At 63.8% G+C, this 16,649-nt stretch carries 16 protein-coding genes; 12 read left to right on the forward strand and 4 right to left on the reverse strand.

Annotated features, from left to right (window positions below):
- Positions 1–121: 121 nt before the first annotated feature.
- The 3 genes from dgoD to ACYPXD_RS30940 all read left to right on the forward strand — a co-directional run bounded on the left by dgoD (position 122) and on the right by ACYPXD_RS30940 (position 2,243).
- Positions 122–1,357 carry a galactonate dehydratase gene (gene dgoD / locus ACYPXD_RS30930; RefSeq protein ID WP_459720987.1) on the forward strand — a complete coding sequence of 412 codons (1,236 nt, stop codon included), beginning with the start codon at positions 122–124 and terminating at the stop codon, positions 1,355–1,357.
- Between the two features lie 303 nt (positions 1,358–1,660).
- Positions 1,661–1,963 (forward strand): hypothetical protein, encoded by a 303-nt coding sequence (locus ACYPXD_RS30935; RefSeq protein ID WP_459720990.1) that lies wholly within the window; start codon positions 1,661–1,663, stop codon positions 1,961–1,963.
- Between the two features lie 82 nt (positions 1,964–2,045).
- Positions 2,046–2,243 carry a YodC family protein gene (locus ACYPXD_RS30940; RefSeq protein ID WP_459720994.1) on the forward strand — a complete coding sequence of 66 codons (198 nt, stop codon included), beginning with the start codon at positions 2,046–2,048 and terminating at the stop codon, positions 2,241–2,243.
- A 56-nt stretch (positions 2,244–2,299) separates the two neighbouring features.
- Here the strand turns inward: ACYPXD_RS30940 and ACYPXD_RS30945 are convergent, their stop codons facing one another.
- Entirely contained in the window at positions 2,300–3,229 is a 930-nt protein-coding gene (locus ACYPXD_RS30945; protein ID WP_459720997.1) for a CopD family protein, read from the reverse strand.
- Between the two features lie 568 nt (positions 3,230–3,797).
- Between ACYPXD_RS30945 and ACYPXD_RS30950 the strand changes: the two genes are divergently transcribed.
- From ACYPXD_RS30950 to ACYPXD_RS30965, 4 genes are all read left to right on the forward strand, one after another.
- Positions 3,798–4,529 carry a c-type cytochrome gene (locus ACYPXD_RS30950; protein ID WP_459721000.1) on the forward strand — a complete coding sequence of 244 codons (732 nt, stop codon included), beginning with the start codon at positions 3,798–3,800 and terminating at the stop codon, positions 4,527–4,529.
- Between the two features lie 21 nt (positions 4,530–4,550).
- A complete protein-coding gene (locus ACYPXD_RS30955) occupies positions 4,551–5,849 on the forward strand; it encodes a c-type cytochrome (RefSeq protein ID WP_459721003.1) in 1,299 nt (432 codons plus the stop codon).
- Positions 5,850–5,931: 82 nt separating this feature from the next.
- Positions 5,932–6,552, forward strand: coding sequence for a PAQR family membrane homeostasis protein TrhA (trhA, locus tag ACYPXD_RS30960; RefSeq protein WP_459721006.1), 621 nt, complete (start codon positions 5,932–5,934; stop codon positions 6,550–6,552).
- Positions 6,553–6,757: 205 nt separating this feature from the next.
- Complete coding sequence (locus tag ACYPXD_RS30965; protein ID WP_459721009.1) at positions 6,758–8,410, forward strand: DEAD/DEAH box helicase; 1,653 nt, start codon at positions 6,758–6,760, stop codon at positions 8,408–8,410.
- 97 nt (positions 8,411–8,507) lie between these two features.
- On the opposite strand, the gene ACYPXD_RS30970 is transcribed toward ACYPXD_RS30965, so the two are convergent.
- On the reverse strand, positions 8,508–9,044 hold the full coding sequence (locus tag ACYPXD_RS30970) for a hypothetical protein (protein ID WP_459721012.1): 537 nt from the start codon (positions 9,042–9,044) through the stop codon (positions 8,508–8,510).
- A 164-nt stretch (positions 9,045–9,208) separates the two neighbouring features.
- Positions 9,209–10,036, reverse strand: a complete 828-nt coding sequence (locus ACYPXD_RS30975) for a ferritin-like domain-containing protein (RefSeq protein WP_459721015.1) — start codon at positions 10,034–10,036, stop codon at positions 9,209–9,211.
- Positions 10,037–10,487: 451 nt separating this feature from the next.
- Here ACYPXD_RS30975 and ACYPXD_RS30980 point away from each other — a divergent pair, with 451 nt between their 5' ends.
- Positions 10,488–11,267 (forward strand): DeoR/GlpR family DNA-binding transcription regulator, encoded by a 780-nt coding sequence (locus ACYPXD_RS30980; protein WP_459721018.1) that lies wholly within the window; start codon positions 10,488–10,490, stop codon positions 11,265–11,267.
- 330 nt (positions 11,268–11,597) lie between these two features.
- Complete coding sequence (locus ACYPXD_RS30985; RefSeq protein ID WP_459721021.1) at positions 11,598–11,795, forward strand: hypothetical protein; 198 nt, start codon at positions 11,598–11,600, stop codon at positions 11,793–11,795.
- Between the two features lie 222 nt (positions 11,796–12,017).
- On the opposite strand, the gene ACYPXD_RS30990 is transcribed toward ACYPXD_RS30985, so the two are convergent.
- Positions 12,018–12,377, reverse strand: a complete 360-nt coding sequence (locus ACYPXD_RS30990; RefSeq protein ID WP_459721023.1) for a hypothetical protein — start codon at positions 12,375–12,377, stop codon at positions 12,018–12,020.
- Between the two features lie 216 nt (positions 12,378–12,593).
- Here ACYPXD_RS30990 and glpD point away from each other — a divergent pair, with 216 nt between their 5' ends.
- The 3 genes from glpD to ACYPXD_RS31005 all read left to right on the forward strand — a co-directional run bounded on the left by glpD (position 12,594) and on the right by ACYPXD_RS31005 (position 16,628).
- The gene (glpD, locus tag ACYPXD_RS30995; protein ID WP_459721026.1) at positions 12,594–14,186 is read left to right on the forward strand and encodes a glycerol-3-phosphate dehydrogenase; all 1,593 of its coding nucleotides are present in this window, start codon (positions 12,594–12,596) and stop codon (positions 14,184–14,186) included.
- Positions 14,187–14,442: 256 nt separating this feature from the next.
- Positions 14,443–15,945, forward strand: a complete 1,503-nt coding sequence (gene glpK / locus ACYPXD_RS31000; RefSeq protein ID WP_459721028.1) for a glycerol kinase GlpK — start codon at positions 14,443–14,445, stop codon at positions 15,943–15,945.
- Positions 15,942–16,628 (forward strand): HAD family hydrolase, encoded by a 687-nt coding sequence (locus ACYPXD_RS31005; protein WP_459721031.1) that lies wholly within the window; start codon positions 15,942–15,944, stop codon positions 16,626–16,628. Before glpK ends, ACYPXD_RS31005 begins: the two co-directional genes overlap by 4 nt.
- Positions 16,629–16,649 lie beyond the last annotated feature (21 nt).

Genomic DNA, 16,649 nt, shown 5'->3' on the forward strand with positions numbered 1-16,649 from the left:
CCGGCCAGGCACTTCAGCGCCTGGCCGGACCCGACAGCGCAAACAAGGCAAGCGATGGCCCACGCCAACGCGTCCCAAATAATACTATTAATAGTATTTAAACGCGATTATGTTGTAGCATATGGCTCCCCGAGCCATCGGCCTCACCCCGACTTCACCCCGGCCTCACCCAATTCACCGCATCCACAGGCTTCCCAGGAGACGCCCCATGAAAATCACCCGCATCGAAACCTTCATCGTCCCGCCGCGCTGGTGCTTCGTGAAGATCGAAACCGACGAAGGCATCGTCGGCTGGGGTGAGCCTGTGGTCGAAGGGCGCGCGCATACGGTCGCCACGGCCGTCGACGAGCTGTCCGACTACCTGATCGGCAAAGACCCGCGCCTGATCGAAGATCACTGGCAGGTCATGTATCGCGCGGGCTTCTATCGCGGCGGCCCGATCACGATGAGCGCGATCGCCGGCGTCGACCAGGCGCTGTGGGACATCAAGGGCAAATTTCATGGCGTGCCCGTGCACACGCTGCTCGGCGGGCAGGTGCGCGACCGGATCAAGGTGTATTCGTGGATCGGCGGCGACCGGCCGAGCGACGTGGCGAACAACGCGCGCGCGGTTGTCGAGCGCGGCTTCAAGGCCGTGAAGATGAACGGCTCCGAAGAGCTGCAGATCATCGACACCTTCGACAAGGTTCAAGGCGTGATCGACAACGTGCGTGCGGTGCGCGAGGCGGTGGGTCCGAATGTCGGCATCGGCGTCGACTTCCACGGTCGCGTGCACAAGCCGATGGCGAAAGTGCTCGCGAAAGAACTCGATCCGTTCAAGCTCATGTTTATCGAAGAGCCGGTGCTGTCCGAGAACGTCGAGGCGCTGCGCGATATCGTCAACCAGACGAGCACGCCGATCGCGCTCGGCGAGCGTCTGTACTCGCGCTGGGACTTCAAGCACATTCTCGCGGGCGGCTACGTCGACATCATCCAGCCGGACGCATCGCACGCGGGCGGCATCACCGAATGCCGCAAGATCGCTTCGATGGCCGAAGCATACGATGTCGCGCTGGCGCTGCACTGCCCGCTCGGGCCGATCGCGCTCGCCACGTGCCTGCAGATCGATGCGGTCAGCTATAACGCGTTCATCCAGGAACAGAGCCTCGGCATCCACTACAACCAGGGCAATGACCTGCTCGACTACATCCGGAACCCGGAAGTCTTCAAGTACGAAGGCGGCTATGTGTCGATTCCTCAGGGCCCGGGCCTCGGCGTCGAAGTGAACGAAGAGAAGGTGCGCGAGATGGCGAAGGTCGGCCACCGCTGGCGCAACCCTGTGTGGCGTCACACGGACGGCAGCGTCGCCGAGTGGTAACTGCCACGATAAGCACCGCCAGCCCATTGCGATGATCGGAACGCCGCCTGTGCAGTAACTGACCGGGCGGCGTTTTCATTTGCGCAACGCGACGCGCGCGTTTTTTCGCGCGATGTTTCGCGAACGTAACATTTCCGGCGTGGCGGCCGTCACCCGCGGCATGACGCGTGCGTCTGATCGCCGGCCACATTTTACCGATGCCTTGCCGCACAACGCTTTGCGGCACGCTCGCGAGACGCGCGAGCATGCTGGCTTGGCTTTTGCTGAACGGTCTGCGATACGACTTCACAGCGACGGCGAGCCATGACCGAATTCCTTCCCGACTATCTGATTCGCCAGCAGGCGGCCGTCGGCGCGCTCGTTCTGTTCGGCGTGCTACGCGTGATTGTCGCGGCTGTCGCGTACGAACGCGGCTGGCGCATTGCAATTGTGGAACGTTGCTTCGTGGGCGCTGCGGTTCTGTATTGCATTCCACAGCTATTCGATCTGCTCGTGCACGTGTATAACGCTTCTGCCGCGTCCGCCGAACTCGAGGGCAAGGCCGCGGGCTGCGCGATCGCGCTTTTTTGCGCGCCGATTCTCAGTCATCGGCTCGGCTTCGAATAGGTTTTGCGCGCAGCGGACAGGTGCAACCAGGCAGGTGCAACAACAGCAACGACGTCACACGAAAGAACAACAAGGAGATATCGTGCCGCACACTACGCCGTACCAAACCGGGGATGTCTTTACGCTGAAATCGGGCGGCCGCCCGATGACGGCCACCTGGGTCGGACCGGTCGCGTTCGCGCCGGGCATCTGGCTCATCTGCGAATGGCTCGACGCGTCCGGGAAGCCGCAGCAAGGGATGTTCGACGCCGCGACGCTCGAGCCCGTGGCTCATGCGTGAATCACATCTGACACGCCTGATACGCGCGTGATGCAAGCGCTCAGGGGCGGCCTCGCCTAGCCCAGCGCGATAAACCCCGGCACGCTATCGGCAAGCGCTGCCGCAGCCGCGAAAACGCCGATCATCAGCAGCGCTTCGAGATGAAGCAGACTCGCAAACGTGTGCGCGTCCATAGTCGACGCCGTACGGCGCAGTCTCGGCAAGGCGGAAAAGCGGTTCAACCCGCCCAGCACGAGGGCGAGCGCAACGAGCGCGAGCTTCAGCGTCAACACATGGCCCCACGTGGTCTGTTCGATCGCGACAAAGGTGCCGCCCGCACCGCGCACCGCGTTGAAGACGCCCGTTAGCAGCACGAACACAACCGCCGCGAACGACATGTTCGACACCTGCGTCGCCGTGCGAATCAGCACGCCGCGCGCCACCGACGCGCCGAGCGCCGGCACCACCGCCAATCCCGCCGCGAGTACGAGACCGCCCCATACGGTTGCGGCCAGCACGTGCAGCGTCTGCACGCCGACCGCCGGCGACAGGGTTCCCGCATCGGCCGCGTGGCCGAGCGACGCCTTGCCGGCCGCGACCGCGATCACCGCGAGCCACAGCAGCGCGTTGCGCAATACGCCGGCGTGGCTCGCCAGCGACGTCAGCAGCAACAGCACCGCGCCGCCAAACGCGACGGACCACGCATAGCCCACGTGCGTCTGCGAGAGCACGGTCGGCACGACGCCGAGCGCGGCAGGCAGACTCACGCCGCCCATCGAGGCGGACGCGTATAGCAGCCAGCCGAGGTCGGCAAGCACGAGCACGACCGCCGCGGTCTGCATCGACCGTTGCGCGCGCAACCACGCGGGCCGCGCGGGCGCGACCTTGGCCTGCGCGTCTTTGGCGAGCCATGCGGCAAGCAGCGCGGCGCCGACCGCGAAGGCGAACGCGACGTTCATCAGCGCGGCGAGGGCGACCTGCCCGATCCAGAGTCCGTTCATTGTCATACGAGGCTGCCTGAGGCGCCGATTGAAGTGCAAGGCGAGGTGCAAAGCAAGGCGCGGGTGGGGACGCGCAACGCGCCGGTAGGGCAAGCGACGGCGGCATGCGGATCAACGGGGCGTGCGACGGCGGATGGCTTCATCAAAGGCGGATTGAAAGGATCGAGGCTGTGGGTGGGCGGGCGAGTGCGCCGAGGGAACGCCGCGGGGAACACAGGGGGCCCGGCGAAAACGTGCCATCTTAAAGGAAGCGTTGCCCGCTGCCGAGGCCTTGACACGCGGCATTGCACGCTTCGCCGACACGGCACGCGTATTTGACGGACACTTCGGGGGCATCGCAGAAACACACGAGTGCGAGGCAGGCCCGCGAACCGTCGTCGACAAACCATTGCGTCAAACTGTCGCATAGCGCTATAGCGCCTGAACTTTGGCCTATGTGGCAAATAGTCACCATCAATCATCGATGATAGAATGCTGCGTCGCCGCAGCGCCCGCTGCCGCCAGTGGTCGTTCAGTTGTCTATGAGTTGTCTTTATACCGAGCCAGCTCGAAGCTCGGTCAGGTCCCCGATTTCATGGAGTTACGCGTGTCTTCAAGACGCATTTTCCGCCCGCTGCTGGCGCTTCTGTTGATTGGCAGTGCAGGCGTCTATAGCGCTGCGAAAGCGCAGACTCAGCCCAAAGCCCCCGATACGATGGAAGCGCGCGTGCAGGGCTGCACGGCATGTCACGGCACGCATGGCCAGGGCACCGACAACGATTACTTCCCGCGTCTTGCGGGCAAACCGGCGGATTACCTGTACAACCAGCTGAAGAACTTCCGCGAAGGGCGCCGCAAGTACCCGCCGATGAACTACCTCGTCACGTACCTCTCGGACGACTACCTGCATCAGATCGCCACGTACTTCTCGCAGCAACGTCCGCCGTATCCGCCGCCCAACAAGCCGAACGTCTCCGACGCCACGCTCGAGCGCGGCCGCCAGATCGTGCTGAACGGCGATCCGGGCAAGCAGATTCCCGCCTGCGCGGCCTGCCACGGCAAGGCGCTCACCGGTATGGAACCGGCTATCCCCGGCCTCGTCGGCCTGCACTCCGACTACATCAGCGCGCAGCTCGGCGCCTGGCGTTCGGGCACGCGTCACGCGATCGCGCCTGACTGCATGCACACCATCGCCACGCGTCTCACCGACGACGACGTGAACGCCGTCGCCTCCTGGCTCGCCACGCAGCAGGCCCCGCAAAACCCTGTGCCGGCCCCGGCCAACTCGTTGAAGACTCCGCTTGCCTGCGGCAGCGAACCGCAATAAGGCACCGGGAGAGACCATCAAATGAAACGCAAGTCCCTGTTCGCCCTCTCGGCTGTCGTGATTGTTGCAGCCGCCGCGCTTGTTCCGGTCCTCTGGTCGGGCGGCGACAACCTGCACAACGGCGCCGCAATGGCGGCCACGCCAGCCGATCAGGCCGCGCTGATCAAGAAGGGCGAGTATCTCGCCCGCGCCGGCGACTGTATCGCGTGCCACACGGTACGCGGCGGCAAGACCTTTGCCGGCGGCCTGCCGATGGCGACGCCGTTCGGCACGCTGTTCACGCCGAACATCACGCCGGACGACGAATACGGCCTCGGCAAGTGGTCGTCGGACGACTTCTTCCGCGCGATGCACACGGGCCGTTCGAAGGACGGCAGCCTGCTGTACCCGGCCTTCCCGTTCACGAGCTACACGAAGGTCTCGCGCGCCGACTCGGACGCGATCTACGCGTACCTGCGCTCGGTGCCGCCGGTGCATGAGCCGAGCCGGCCGCACGAGCTGAAGTTCCCGTTCAACAACCGCAACCTGCTGATCGGCTGGCGCACGCTGTTCTTCCGCGAAGGCGAATACAAGCCCGATCCGACCAAGTCGGTCGAATGGAACCGCGGCGCGTATCTGATCGAAGGCCTCGGCCACTGCGGCATGTGCCACACGTCGATCAACGCAATGGGCGGCCCGGTCAATTCGGCGGCCTTCGCGGGCGGTCTGATCCCGCTGCAGAACTGGTACGCGCCGTCGCTGACGTCGAACAAGGAAGCGGGCCTCGGCGATTGGGACATCAAGGAAATCTCCAGTCTGCTGAAGACCGGCGTGTCGGAGCGCGGCGCGGTGTTCGGCCCGATGGCCGAAGTCGTGCACAACAGCCTGCAGTACATGTCGGACGACGATATCCACGCGATGTCGACGTACCTGAAGACGATCCCGCAGAAGGACGAAGCGCCGGAGAACATGCAGCTGGAAACGAGCCAACAGTTCGGTAGCGAACTGTTGAAGCAAGGCCAGAAGATCTACGCTGACAACTGTGCGAAGTGTCACGCGGAAAACGGCCTCGGCATGCCGCCGTCGTTCCCGCCGCTCGCGAACAACCAGTCCATCCAGATGCCGTCGGCGGTCAACCCGATCCGGATGGTGCTGAATGGCGGTTATCCGCCAAGCACGTTCGGCAATCCGAAGCCGTACGGCATGCCGCCGTTCGCGCAAGCACTGTCGAATCAGGAAGTGGCTGCGGTTGTGACATACATCCGGATGTCGTGGGGCAACCACGGTACGCCGGTGTCGCCGCAACAGGTCAGCGAACTGCGTTCGGCGCCGCTCGACTAAGCGACGCAGGATGTAGCAGGGCGCGGCCATCGGAGAAACGCGGGCCGCGCCTTTTGTTTTTGGTCGTTCGGGGAGAAACGCCGTGCCAATCGGCGAGCGTCTGAACTGCATCACCCATCTCGTCGGCGCGTTGCTGTCGGCAGTGGGACTTGCAGCGCTCGTTACGCTCGGCGCCCTCGACGGCGATGCGTACAAGGTGGTCAGCTTTAGCGTCTACGGCGCAATGCTGTTCGTGTTGTACGCAATCTCGACGCTCTACCACAGCGTGCGTGCGCCGCGCGTGAAGAGCGTGCTGCAGAAATGCGATCATTCGGCGATATATCTGATGATCGCGGGCAGCTATACCCCGTTCACGCTTGTTACACTGCGAGGGCCGTGGGGCTGGTCGCTATTCGGTGTCGTCTGGGGACTCGCGGCGCTCGGCATCATGCAGGAACTCACGCTCGGGCGGCGCACTCGCAGCGTATCGATGGTGCTGTACGTGCTGATGGGATGGCTCGGGCTCGTCGCAATCGAGCCGCTCATCGAAGCACTGCCCGCTGCGGGCACCGCATGGCTCGTCGCGGGCGGTGTCATTTACAGCGCCGGTATTTACTTCTTCGTCAACGACGAGCGCATCCGGCACGGACATGGTATCTGGCACCTGTTCGTGCTCGCCGGCAGTCTGTGCCAATTCGTCAGCGTCGCACGCTATGTCGCATAACGGCCGTTGCCGCCCTGTGATATATGACGATACATGCAACTTAACGCCAGTCGACGTGTCTGCTTAGCGCGTTGAAGCATTCGGCATGCAACGTGCGTGCCGCCGATTTCTCGCGAACGGCGTCGACCGGGTTGCTGCATGAGCCCGCTGGATGAACCGGTCATTGTGTAACCACCGTTCGCCACATCCGCATTACGAAGAGCTTATGTCTTTTGATTCTCTCGGCTTGTCCGAACCGTTGGTCCGCGCTGTTCAAGAACTCGGCTACACGTCCCCTACTCCGATCCAGTTACAAGCGATTCCCGCCGTGCTGAACGGCGGCGACCTGCTCGCCGGCGCGCAGACGGGCACCGGTAAAACCGCCGGCTTCACGCTGCCGATCCTGCAACGGCTGTCCACGAGCGCATCGGCTGCGGCGAGTGCGAAGCGCGTGGTGCGCGCGCTGATCCTCACGCCGACACGCGAACTCGCCGCGCAGGTCGAGGAAAGCGTGCGCGCATATAGCAAATATCTGAAGGTGAAGTCGACCGTGATGTTCGGCGGCGTCGGCATCAATCCGCAAATCGATGCGCTCAAGCGCGGTGTCGATATCGTCGTCGCGACGCCGGGGCGCCTGCTCGATCACATCCAGCAGAAGACGATCGATCTGTCGCGTCTCGAGATACTCGTGCTCGACGAAGCGGACCGCATGCTCGACATGGGCTTCATTCACGATATCAAGCGCGTGCTCGCGAAGCTGCCGGCGAGACGCCAGAACCTGTTGTTCTCCGCCACGTTCTCCGACGAGATCAAGGCGCTGGCCGACAATCTGCTCAATTCGCCGGCATTGATCGAAGTCGCGCGCCGCAATACCACGGCCGAGACGGTCGCTCAAAAGGTGCACCCGGTCGATCGCGATCGCAAGCGCGAGCTGCTCACGCATCTGATCAAGCAGCACAACTGGTTTCAGGTGCTGGTCTTCACGCGCACGAAGCATGGCGCGAACCGGCTTGCCGAGCAACTGACGAAGGACGGCATCAGCGCGCTCGCGATTCACGGCAACAAGAGCCAGTCGGCGCGCACGCGCGCGTTGAGCGAATTCAAGGATGCCACGCTGCAGGTGCTTGTCGCGACCGATATCGCCGCGCGCGGTATCGATATCGACCAGCTACCGCATGTGGTCAACTTCGATCTGCCCAACGTGCCCGAAGACTACGTGCACCGGATCGGCCGCACGGGCCGTGCGGGCGCGACGGGCGAAGCGGTGTCGCTCGTGTGCGTCGATGAATTGCAGTTGCTGAAGGACATCGAGAAGCTGATCAAGCGCGCGGTGCCGCAGGAAGTGATCGCGGGCTTCGAGCCCGATCCGAATGCGCGGCCCGAGCCGATCCAGCGACGCGGTCAGGGCGGCGGCGCGCGGCCGCCGCGCGAGCCGCGGGAGGCGGGCGCGGGGCGCGGTTCCGCGGCGAGCGCGCAGAAAGGCACGCAGAAGCGCGACGGCGCGGGCGCTGCGCAGCAGCGGGCGGGCAAGCCGGCCGGCGGACAGCAACAGGCGCAACAAAAGCATCAGCAGGCTGACCAGCGCAATGAGCAGCGCAAGCAGCAGGCCGGCGGCAAGCCGCATCCGCAACAACCGGCCAAGCCGCAAACCGCAAGACCGGCGCATGCGGCGCCGGCTCAAGCGCGCAAGGACAGTCCGCGCCACGACGCGGCGCGCGCGCATGAAAAGCCGCGTGCGACCACGCACGAGCACAGCGCCGCGCACGCGCCGCGCAAGCAGGGCGGCAATCCGGGCGCGCTGCTCGGCGGCAATAAGCCGCGCAGCGATGCGGCGCCGAAGCGGCGCAATCCGTCGCGCGATACGCGTCGCGGCGACTGAATCTGGAGCGAACGCGCTTCCGGCGCGACGGTGGATAGAACGGCAGCGGATAAAACCGCGGCGCGCGCGACGGCTGCGGCGGGCTAGCGCTCGCGCGTTACCCCCGCGCCGCCGCCTTCTTCAGATACTCAACCTGCGCTATCCAGCGTTCGAGGGTCGTGTCCTTCCCTTCCGCGAGCTCGAACGTCATGCCGCTCGTGATGCGCGCATAGCGCACGCGCTGCGCCTCGCCCGCCTCGATCGACCCGCTGAAACAGACGAGCCCGCCCAACGTCTTCAGCTCGTCCTCCGCGCCGTCCACGACAGCCAGCGGCTCGAATGCCAGCTGCACCTGATAGAACGCTTCGTCGAATACGAAAGTGAGCGCCGCTCGCCGGTTCTGCGCAAGCGCTCGTGCCGCGCGCGCCTGCGGCCACAATGCCAGGCACAGCCTGCGCGAATCGGGCGCATAGAGCTCGCCGGTACCGAGCAGCGACGTACGCAAATGTCCATTGGCGTCGGTCGTCACGAGCGACGCCGTGAAGCCGATTTTCGCGGCGAGCGAAGTACCGTCGAAGAATGCGCGCAGGCCGTCGGGCCATTCGTCGAATACGTCGAGATCCTGCGTGTGCTTTGGAACTGCGGAACCGGTCATTGAGCAATCTCCGTCGATGCGTGCGAACGCGCGAACGAAAGCAACGCCACTGAAGCAAATGGCCCGCTCGCGCGGGCCATTCCGATCAGGCTAGCGGCACCCGGGCCGCCTATTAACGCACAACGCCGACGCGGAACATCAACTGATCCGCTCACTCGCCGCACTCAACGAAAGAACACGTGCTGCGCGATCTTCTCGAGCGGATAGTGCACGCCGGGCTGGATCTTCGCCGGCAGATCGAGTGGCTTCAACAGCATCTTCACACACATTTCGGCAGACAGGTTGCGACGCACCAGTTTGTTCACGCGCGCTGCAAGCTCCCTGTTATACGCGGGATCGGCGACGCGCTCCGGATAGCGGATGGCGAACACATGGCGCAGCGCGATCTCGGAGTCTTCGTTCTTGATCTCCATCACGCGGCGCATCAGCGCGCCGAGCACCGCCAGCCTTCCGTTGCCTTCGATGCGGTTGTACTTCTTGAAGTATCTGAAAAAGTGCTTGTAGTGCCGCACTTCGTCGGTGCGGATATTGTCGGTAATCTGCTTGAGCACCGGTTCGTCCGAGCAAGCGCCAATCGCGCGATAAAGCGTTGCCGTGCCGGTCTCGACCACGCAACGCGCAACCATTTCGAGCGCGCGCGTCTTTTCGAACTCTTCGACGGTGCACGTTTTCGAATACTCGTTAAAGAAGTTGCGAAACGCGGTGTCCCAGTCGAACTCGGGCCACACATGCGCGATATAGGTTTTCAGTGCGCGGCCGTGCTGCAGTTCCTCCGGCTCCCATTCGGTATTGAGCCATGCCGACACTTCCGGATCGTCGTTGAAGAAGCTGCTCAGGTTGCTTGTGTAGAGGTCTGTACCGCTTTCGATAAAAGAAGCCGCGCACAGCAGCAGCAGCAGATCCTCGTTGGCGACCGCGCGTGGGTAGTCGATTCGGCTCATGTCGATGTCTTCGATTCGCCAGGGCATGACATGGATCGTTTTAGTCTGCATGTGTGGTGCTCCCTAAACTGGATCGTCTCGTTGAACGAAGCATGCCCAAATCGCGAGCGCGATGACCGGTCGTCTAGCGCCTTTTCTCCCAAAATGCACGATATCCTGAAGTGAACGATTTATTTTTACTTTCATCTTAGCCGCAGATTCACAAAAGTGCAGAACACACAGCACAGACCATGCCGGATGACTTCAGGTTCCTGTGATCAATCAATCCATTGAGGCACCGCAACGTGGCTTTGTGGCAGCGCGCAATACGCGTGCTTGCCTCCCGCGGGTTTAGCGCTGTAAAGAACGGTGAAGACCAGCGCGCATGAGACTCGCAGGGGCATCGTCCGTTGCATGTCGGTGCATGGCGCAGCGCATCGGACGGCATATCGAGCGGACGCCTTACAATACGCGCAAGCCAACCCTTGCCCGCCGCGCCCCTGCGCGGATCAACCGACAAGCCATGACCCGAGACCCGCGCCTCACGCTGAACGCACGCCAACAGGAATTGCTCGAGTGGGTCCAGCGCGACGGCTTCGTTACCGTGGATGACCTCGCCGCCCACTTCGACGTCACGCCGCAGACCATCCGGCGCGACGTGAACTGGCTTGCCGACATCAATTTGCTGCGCCGCTATCACGGGGGCGCGAGCCTGCCGACGAGTTCGGAGAATGTGTCGTACAGCGCGCGGCAACGGATGTTTCACGACGAGAAGCGCCGTATCGCCGCACTCGTCGCCACACACGTTCCCGATCAGGCATCGCTCTTTATCAACCTCGGCACCACGACCGAAGAAGTTGCGCGCGCACTGAACCGGCATCGCGGCCTGCACGTGATCACGAACAACCTGAACGTGGCCAGCATGATGAGCGGCTATCCCGATTGCGAAGTGCTTGTCACGGGCGGCATCGTGCGGCCGTGGGATAAGGGCATCGTGGGCGAACTGGCAATCGACTTCATCCGGCAGTTCAAGGTGGACTTCGCGATCATCGGCACGTCGAGCATCGAGACCGACGGCACGCTGCGCGACTTCGATACGCGCGAAGTGCGCGTGGCCGAAGCGATCATCGAGCATTCGCGCACGGTTTTTCTGGCCGCCGACCATTCGAAGTTCGGCCGTCCGGCGCTCGTGCGCCAAGGGCATCTGAACCAGATCGATTCGCTTTTCACCGACGCGGCGCCGCCCGCCGCGATGGCCGAGACGATCGCGGCCGCGGGCACGCAGGTATTCGTCGCCGAATAGCGGAAACGCACGGGAATGCAGGTTGCGTGGCGCGCACACGATGCTGCGCCGCACGCGAAACCTGCAGTGAAATCGTGAAGTCGCGCGCAGGCCCAGACCGCCTGCGGCGCTTTCCGCTGTCAAATGGAAAATTTACTGGGGCGGATTTGGAGTTCGTGCGGCCGTTGACTAAACTCCAGTTCCCCGACGTGCTTATCGAGCGCGACGGCCACGAAAGCTAAGCCTCATGCCTGATCCCATAAGGATCGCAAGCCGGATCGCCAGCCCGTGAGCCAAGCCTTACGGCGCCGTCGCAATGGCAGTCCGAGTACGCTGAAATGGAGAGAAACGATGCTGAGTCCGCATGAATTCGCCACATTGTTGCTCGTGAAGGACGCACCGAATCAGGTCGATATGGAGCGCGAAGAACTCGACGCGCTGCTCGAACGGCAACTCGTCCAGCTCGAACGACTCGCGTCGGGCCGGCAGCAATGGCGCATTACCGAAAGCGGCGATTCCGCACTCAGAGCCATCAAGCGGTTTTCATAGATACCCGGCAATGACAACACATTGCCGGCCGGCACCTTGAATCTATGCGCGCGTTCGCAACGAGCGCGCAAACGGCACAGATTCACGAACGGTCATGCGGCACCTGCCGCCTGACCGTTTTCTTATGCGTGTCTTTCCGTTCGCTGTCGGCGCGGTCGGCGCGGTCGAACTAGCCGCCGGCGGGTGCGCCGACGGCTCATGCGACGCGCACGGATTCTTCGATCAACCCGAGCGCAATGTCGAGTCCACCGTCGAGCGCCACGTGATCGCCTTTGCACGCTGGTCGTTGAAGAACGCGACCCAGCGATTGCGCGCGTCGCGATCGCCGCTCGTGCCGAGCTCGGTGTAGTGCTGCGCGATCGACTGCTGGAACGCGCAGAAATTCTCCTGCGACAAGCCGCCGCGCTTATGCGCGACATACGCATCGAAAAACGTCACGTAGACGTTCTGCGAGTCCTGCCCATAGTCCACCGTTTGCTGGCCGCACATCTGCTGCAGCGCCGCGAACGACGGCGCGCCCGGCGTGCCCGTCAGACTCGGCGTGCTCACGCATCCCGCGAGCAGCGCCGCGGCCCCGATCATCCCGATTCCACGCATCTTTCTTCACCTCGACATAGCTGGTGCCAAGAGTATCGTCCGACGCGCCGCCGCGCGCCACCAGTCGTGCAAATCACCGCAGCGTGACGCCGGACGAACTTTACTTTTTCGAACGTGTTCATTAGAGTTCGAAAACGAAAATACAGTTTTCGATCAGCTTTCTTCAGGCGAAAACACGAGGACAACCCGAGGGGCAAACCGGTGGCACAAGCGTCTCCTTTCGATCTGCTCGTGGTGGGCGGCGGCATCAACGGCGCGGGCATTGCGCGCGACGCGGCCGGGCGTGGGCTATCGGTCCTGCTATGCGAGCAGGACGACCTCGCCGCGCATACGTCGTCGGCCAGCACCAAGCTGATTCATGGCGGCCTGCGCTACCTCGAATACCGCGAGTTCGCGCTCGTGCGCAAGGCCTTGCAGGAACGCGAAACGCTGCTGCGCGCCGCACCGCACATCATGTGGCCGTTGCGCTTTGTCATGCCGCATATGCCGAATCTGCGGCCCGCGTGGCTGATTCGCGCGGGCCTCTTTCTCTACGATCACCTCGCGCGTCGCGAGCTGTTGCCGGGCTCGCGCGGCATCGATCTGCGCACGCATCCGGCCGGCGCGCCACTTATCGCATCCATTCAGCGCGGCTTTGTCTACTCCGATGGCTGGGTCGACGATGCGCGGCTCGTTGTGCTCAACGCGCTCGACGCAAGCGAACGCGGCGCACGCGTGCTGACGCGTACGAAGCTCGTTAGCGCGACGCGTGCGAATGGCTTATGGAACGCGCGGCTGCTGCAGGCCGACGGCACGACGCTCGACGTACAGGCCCGCGCCATCGCAAATGCAGCGGGTCCGTGGGTCGGCGAATTGCTGCAGGCGGCGCTCGGGCGCACGACAGATCAGGCGGCAAATCACGATCAGAACAACGGCGCAAATCACAAGCCCGCTTACGCGGTGCGGCTCGTCAAGGGCAGTCATATCGTCACGCGACGGCTCTTCGAACACGACCATGCCTATATTTTTCAGAATCCCGACAAGCGCATCATCTTCGCGATTCCGTATGAGCAAAACTTCACACTGATCGGCACGACCGACATCGAATACCGCGGCGATCCATCGCAGGTCGCGATTACGGCGGAAGAAACGCAGTACCTGTGCGAGTCGATTAACCGCTACTTCAGGCAACCGATCTCGCCACGCGATGTGTACTGGTCGTATTCGGGCGTGCGGCCGTTGCTCGAAGACGAGACTGCGGACAACCCATCCGCTGTCACGCGCGACTACCGGCTCGAACTCGATGCGCCGACAGATGCCGCACCACTGCTATCGGTGTTCGGCGGCAAGATCACGACGTTTCGCAAGCTCGCCGAAGAGGCGCTCGATCAACTCACGCGCGCGCTCGGCGCTCCGGCGTCCGCGTGGACGGCTGGCGCGCCGCTGCCCGGCGGCGATATTCCGCACGCCGATTTCGCCCGCTTTGCCGTGCAGTTTGCGCAACAGCATCCATGGTTGCCGGCACGCCTTGCGCATCGATACGCGCGCGCGTACGGCACGCGTGCCGCGCTTGTGGTCGGCAATGCGCAGTCGCTCGCGGAGCTTGGGCATGCGTTCACGCCCGATCTCTACGAAGCCGAATTGCGCTATCTGCGCGAGGTCGAGTGGGCACGCAGCGCTTACGATGTGCTGTGGCGCCGCACCAAGCTCGGGCTGCATGTCGAGCCGGGCACGCGCGACTCGGTGTCACGCGACATCGATGCGTGGTTCGCACGCGAGACGCCCGCGCGGCACATCCATAACGCGCCCATCTGATCACAGTGCGCGGCCCGCGTGCAACAATTGGGCCTCAGGGGCACTGAATGCCGCGCGCGAAGGTCGTGCCGAACCTGGCAACTGCGCCTGGCAACTGCACCTGGCGACTGAGCCTGAACACTGCACCTGGCAACTGAGCCTGAACACTGCGAGCTGGCGACTGAGCGCGGCAACAAAGCCTGGCGCCGGGCCTCGCGCCAGAGTGGTATAAAAACCCGCGCGCCAGCGACGCATCCCCACCACGGAGAAGAGACACATGCCGGATCAATACATCCTCGCGCTCGACCAGGGAACCACGAGTTCCCGCGCGATGCTGTTCGACCGCAACGGCAACGTCGTATCGACCGCGCAAAAAGAATTCGAGCAGATCTATCCGCGGCCGGGCTGGGTCGAGCACGATCCGCACGAAATCTGGTCGACGCAGGCGGGCGTGGCCGCCGAAGCCGTCACGCGCGCGGGCGTCAACGGTTCGGCAATCGCGGCCATCGGCATCACGAACCAGCGCGAAACGACGGTGGTCTGGGACCGCGAGACGGGCCAGCCCGTGTACAACGCGATCGTCTGGCAAGATCGCCGCACGGCCGACTTCTGCGATCGGCTGAAAACGCAGGGGCTCGAAGAAACCGTACGCGCCAGGACCGGCTTGCCGATCGATTCGTATTTTTCGGGGACCAAGATCCGCTGGATTCTCGACAACGTCGAAGGCGCGCGCGACAAGGCGAGGCAAGGCAAGCTCGCGTTCGGCACCGTCGATAGCTGGCTCGTGTGGAATTTCACGAAGCGCAGTCTGCATATCACCGACGTCACGAACGCGTCGCGCACGATGCTCTTCAATATCCACACGCTGCAATGGGACGACGAACTGCTTGCGGCGCTCGATATTCCGCGCAGCATGCTGCCCGAAGTGCGGCCATCGTCCGAGGCGTACGGGCCCGCGCAATCCACCGTGTTCGCGTCGAGCATCCCGCTCGCGGGCATCGCCGGCGATCAGCATGCCGCGCTCTTCGGTCAGCTCTGCACGCAATCGGGCATGGTGAAAAACACGTACGGCACCGGCTGCTTTCTCGTGATGAACACCGGCAATCAGCCGATCGAATCGAAGAACAACCTCGTCACGACCATCGCGTGGCAGATCGGCGAGCGCGTCGACTATGCGCTCGAAGGCAGCATCTTTATCGGCGGCGCGGTCGTGCAATGGCTGCGCGACGGCCTCGGCCTGATTCGCAGCGCCGCCGAAATCGAAGCGCTGGCGGACAGCGTCCCGCACAGCGACGGCGTCTATCTCGTGCCGGCGTTTGCCGGGCTCGGCGCGCCGCACTGGAACGCCCGCGCGCGCGGCTCGCTGTTCGGCGTCACGCGCGGCACGACGTCCGCGCATATCGCACGCGCCGCGCTCGATTCGATCGCATACCAGTCGGTCGACGTGCTGAAGGCGATGGAAGCGGATTCGGGCATGCGCATCGGCGAACTGCGTGTCGACGGCGGCGCGTGCGCGAACAACCTGCTGATGCAGTTTCAGGCCGACATGCTCGGCGTCGATGCGGTGCGCCCGCGCGTCAGCGAAACGACGGCGCTCGGCGCCGCCTATCTCGCGGGGCTCGCGGTCGGCTACTGGAAGGACATCGATGCGCTGCAAAGCCAATGGCAGCTCGAGCGCCGCTTTTCGCCGGCAATGGGGCAGGCGGAGGTCGATCAGTGTCTCGCGGGCTGGCAGCGCGCGGTGCGCGCGGCGAAGGCATGGGCGGACGACGCGGCATGATCGACCATCTCATCTGTGACTGCGACGGCGTGCTCGTCGACAGCGAAGTCATTGCCGACCGTGTGATGCACAGCACGCTCTCCGCGATGTATCCGGCGTTGTCGTTCGACGCGATCGTCAAAACCGCGTTTGGCCAGAAGACCGCGCGCTTCCTCGAAAGCGTCGAAGCGGCATTCGGCATCACGTTGCCCGCGGACTTCGTGAAGACCGTCGACCGGCAGGTCGAAGCCGAGCTTGCGCGATCGTTGAGCGCGATCGGCGGCGTGCGTGATGCACTGCATCGCGTGCCGTTGCCGGCCGCGGTGGTGTCGAATAGCCGCCTCGCGCGGGTCACGACCTCGTTGGAGCGCACCGGTCTTACCGAACTCTTCGCGCCGCGCATCTTCAGCGCGGAGCAGGTCGCGCGGCCCAAGCCGTTCCCGGACGTGTATCTGTTCGCCGCGCGGCAATTGGGCGTCGACCCGGCGCGCTGCCTCGTCATCGAAGACAGCGTGTCGGGCCTCAGTGCGGCGCGCGCGGCCGGCATGAAGACGATCGCGTTCGTCGGCGCGAGTCACATCCCCGACGGCTATGCGGATGTGCTGCGCAAGATGGGCATCACGCGAATCATGTCGCACATGAGCGAGTTACCGGCGCTCGTCGAAGCGGGAATGCGAGGCGCGTTTGGGGATGTGCAGTCGTAACGTGCGGTGCGGTGCGGTGCG

The organism is Paraburkholderia sp. 2C (genome assembly GCF_054589215.1).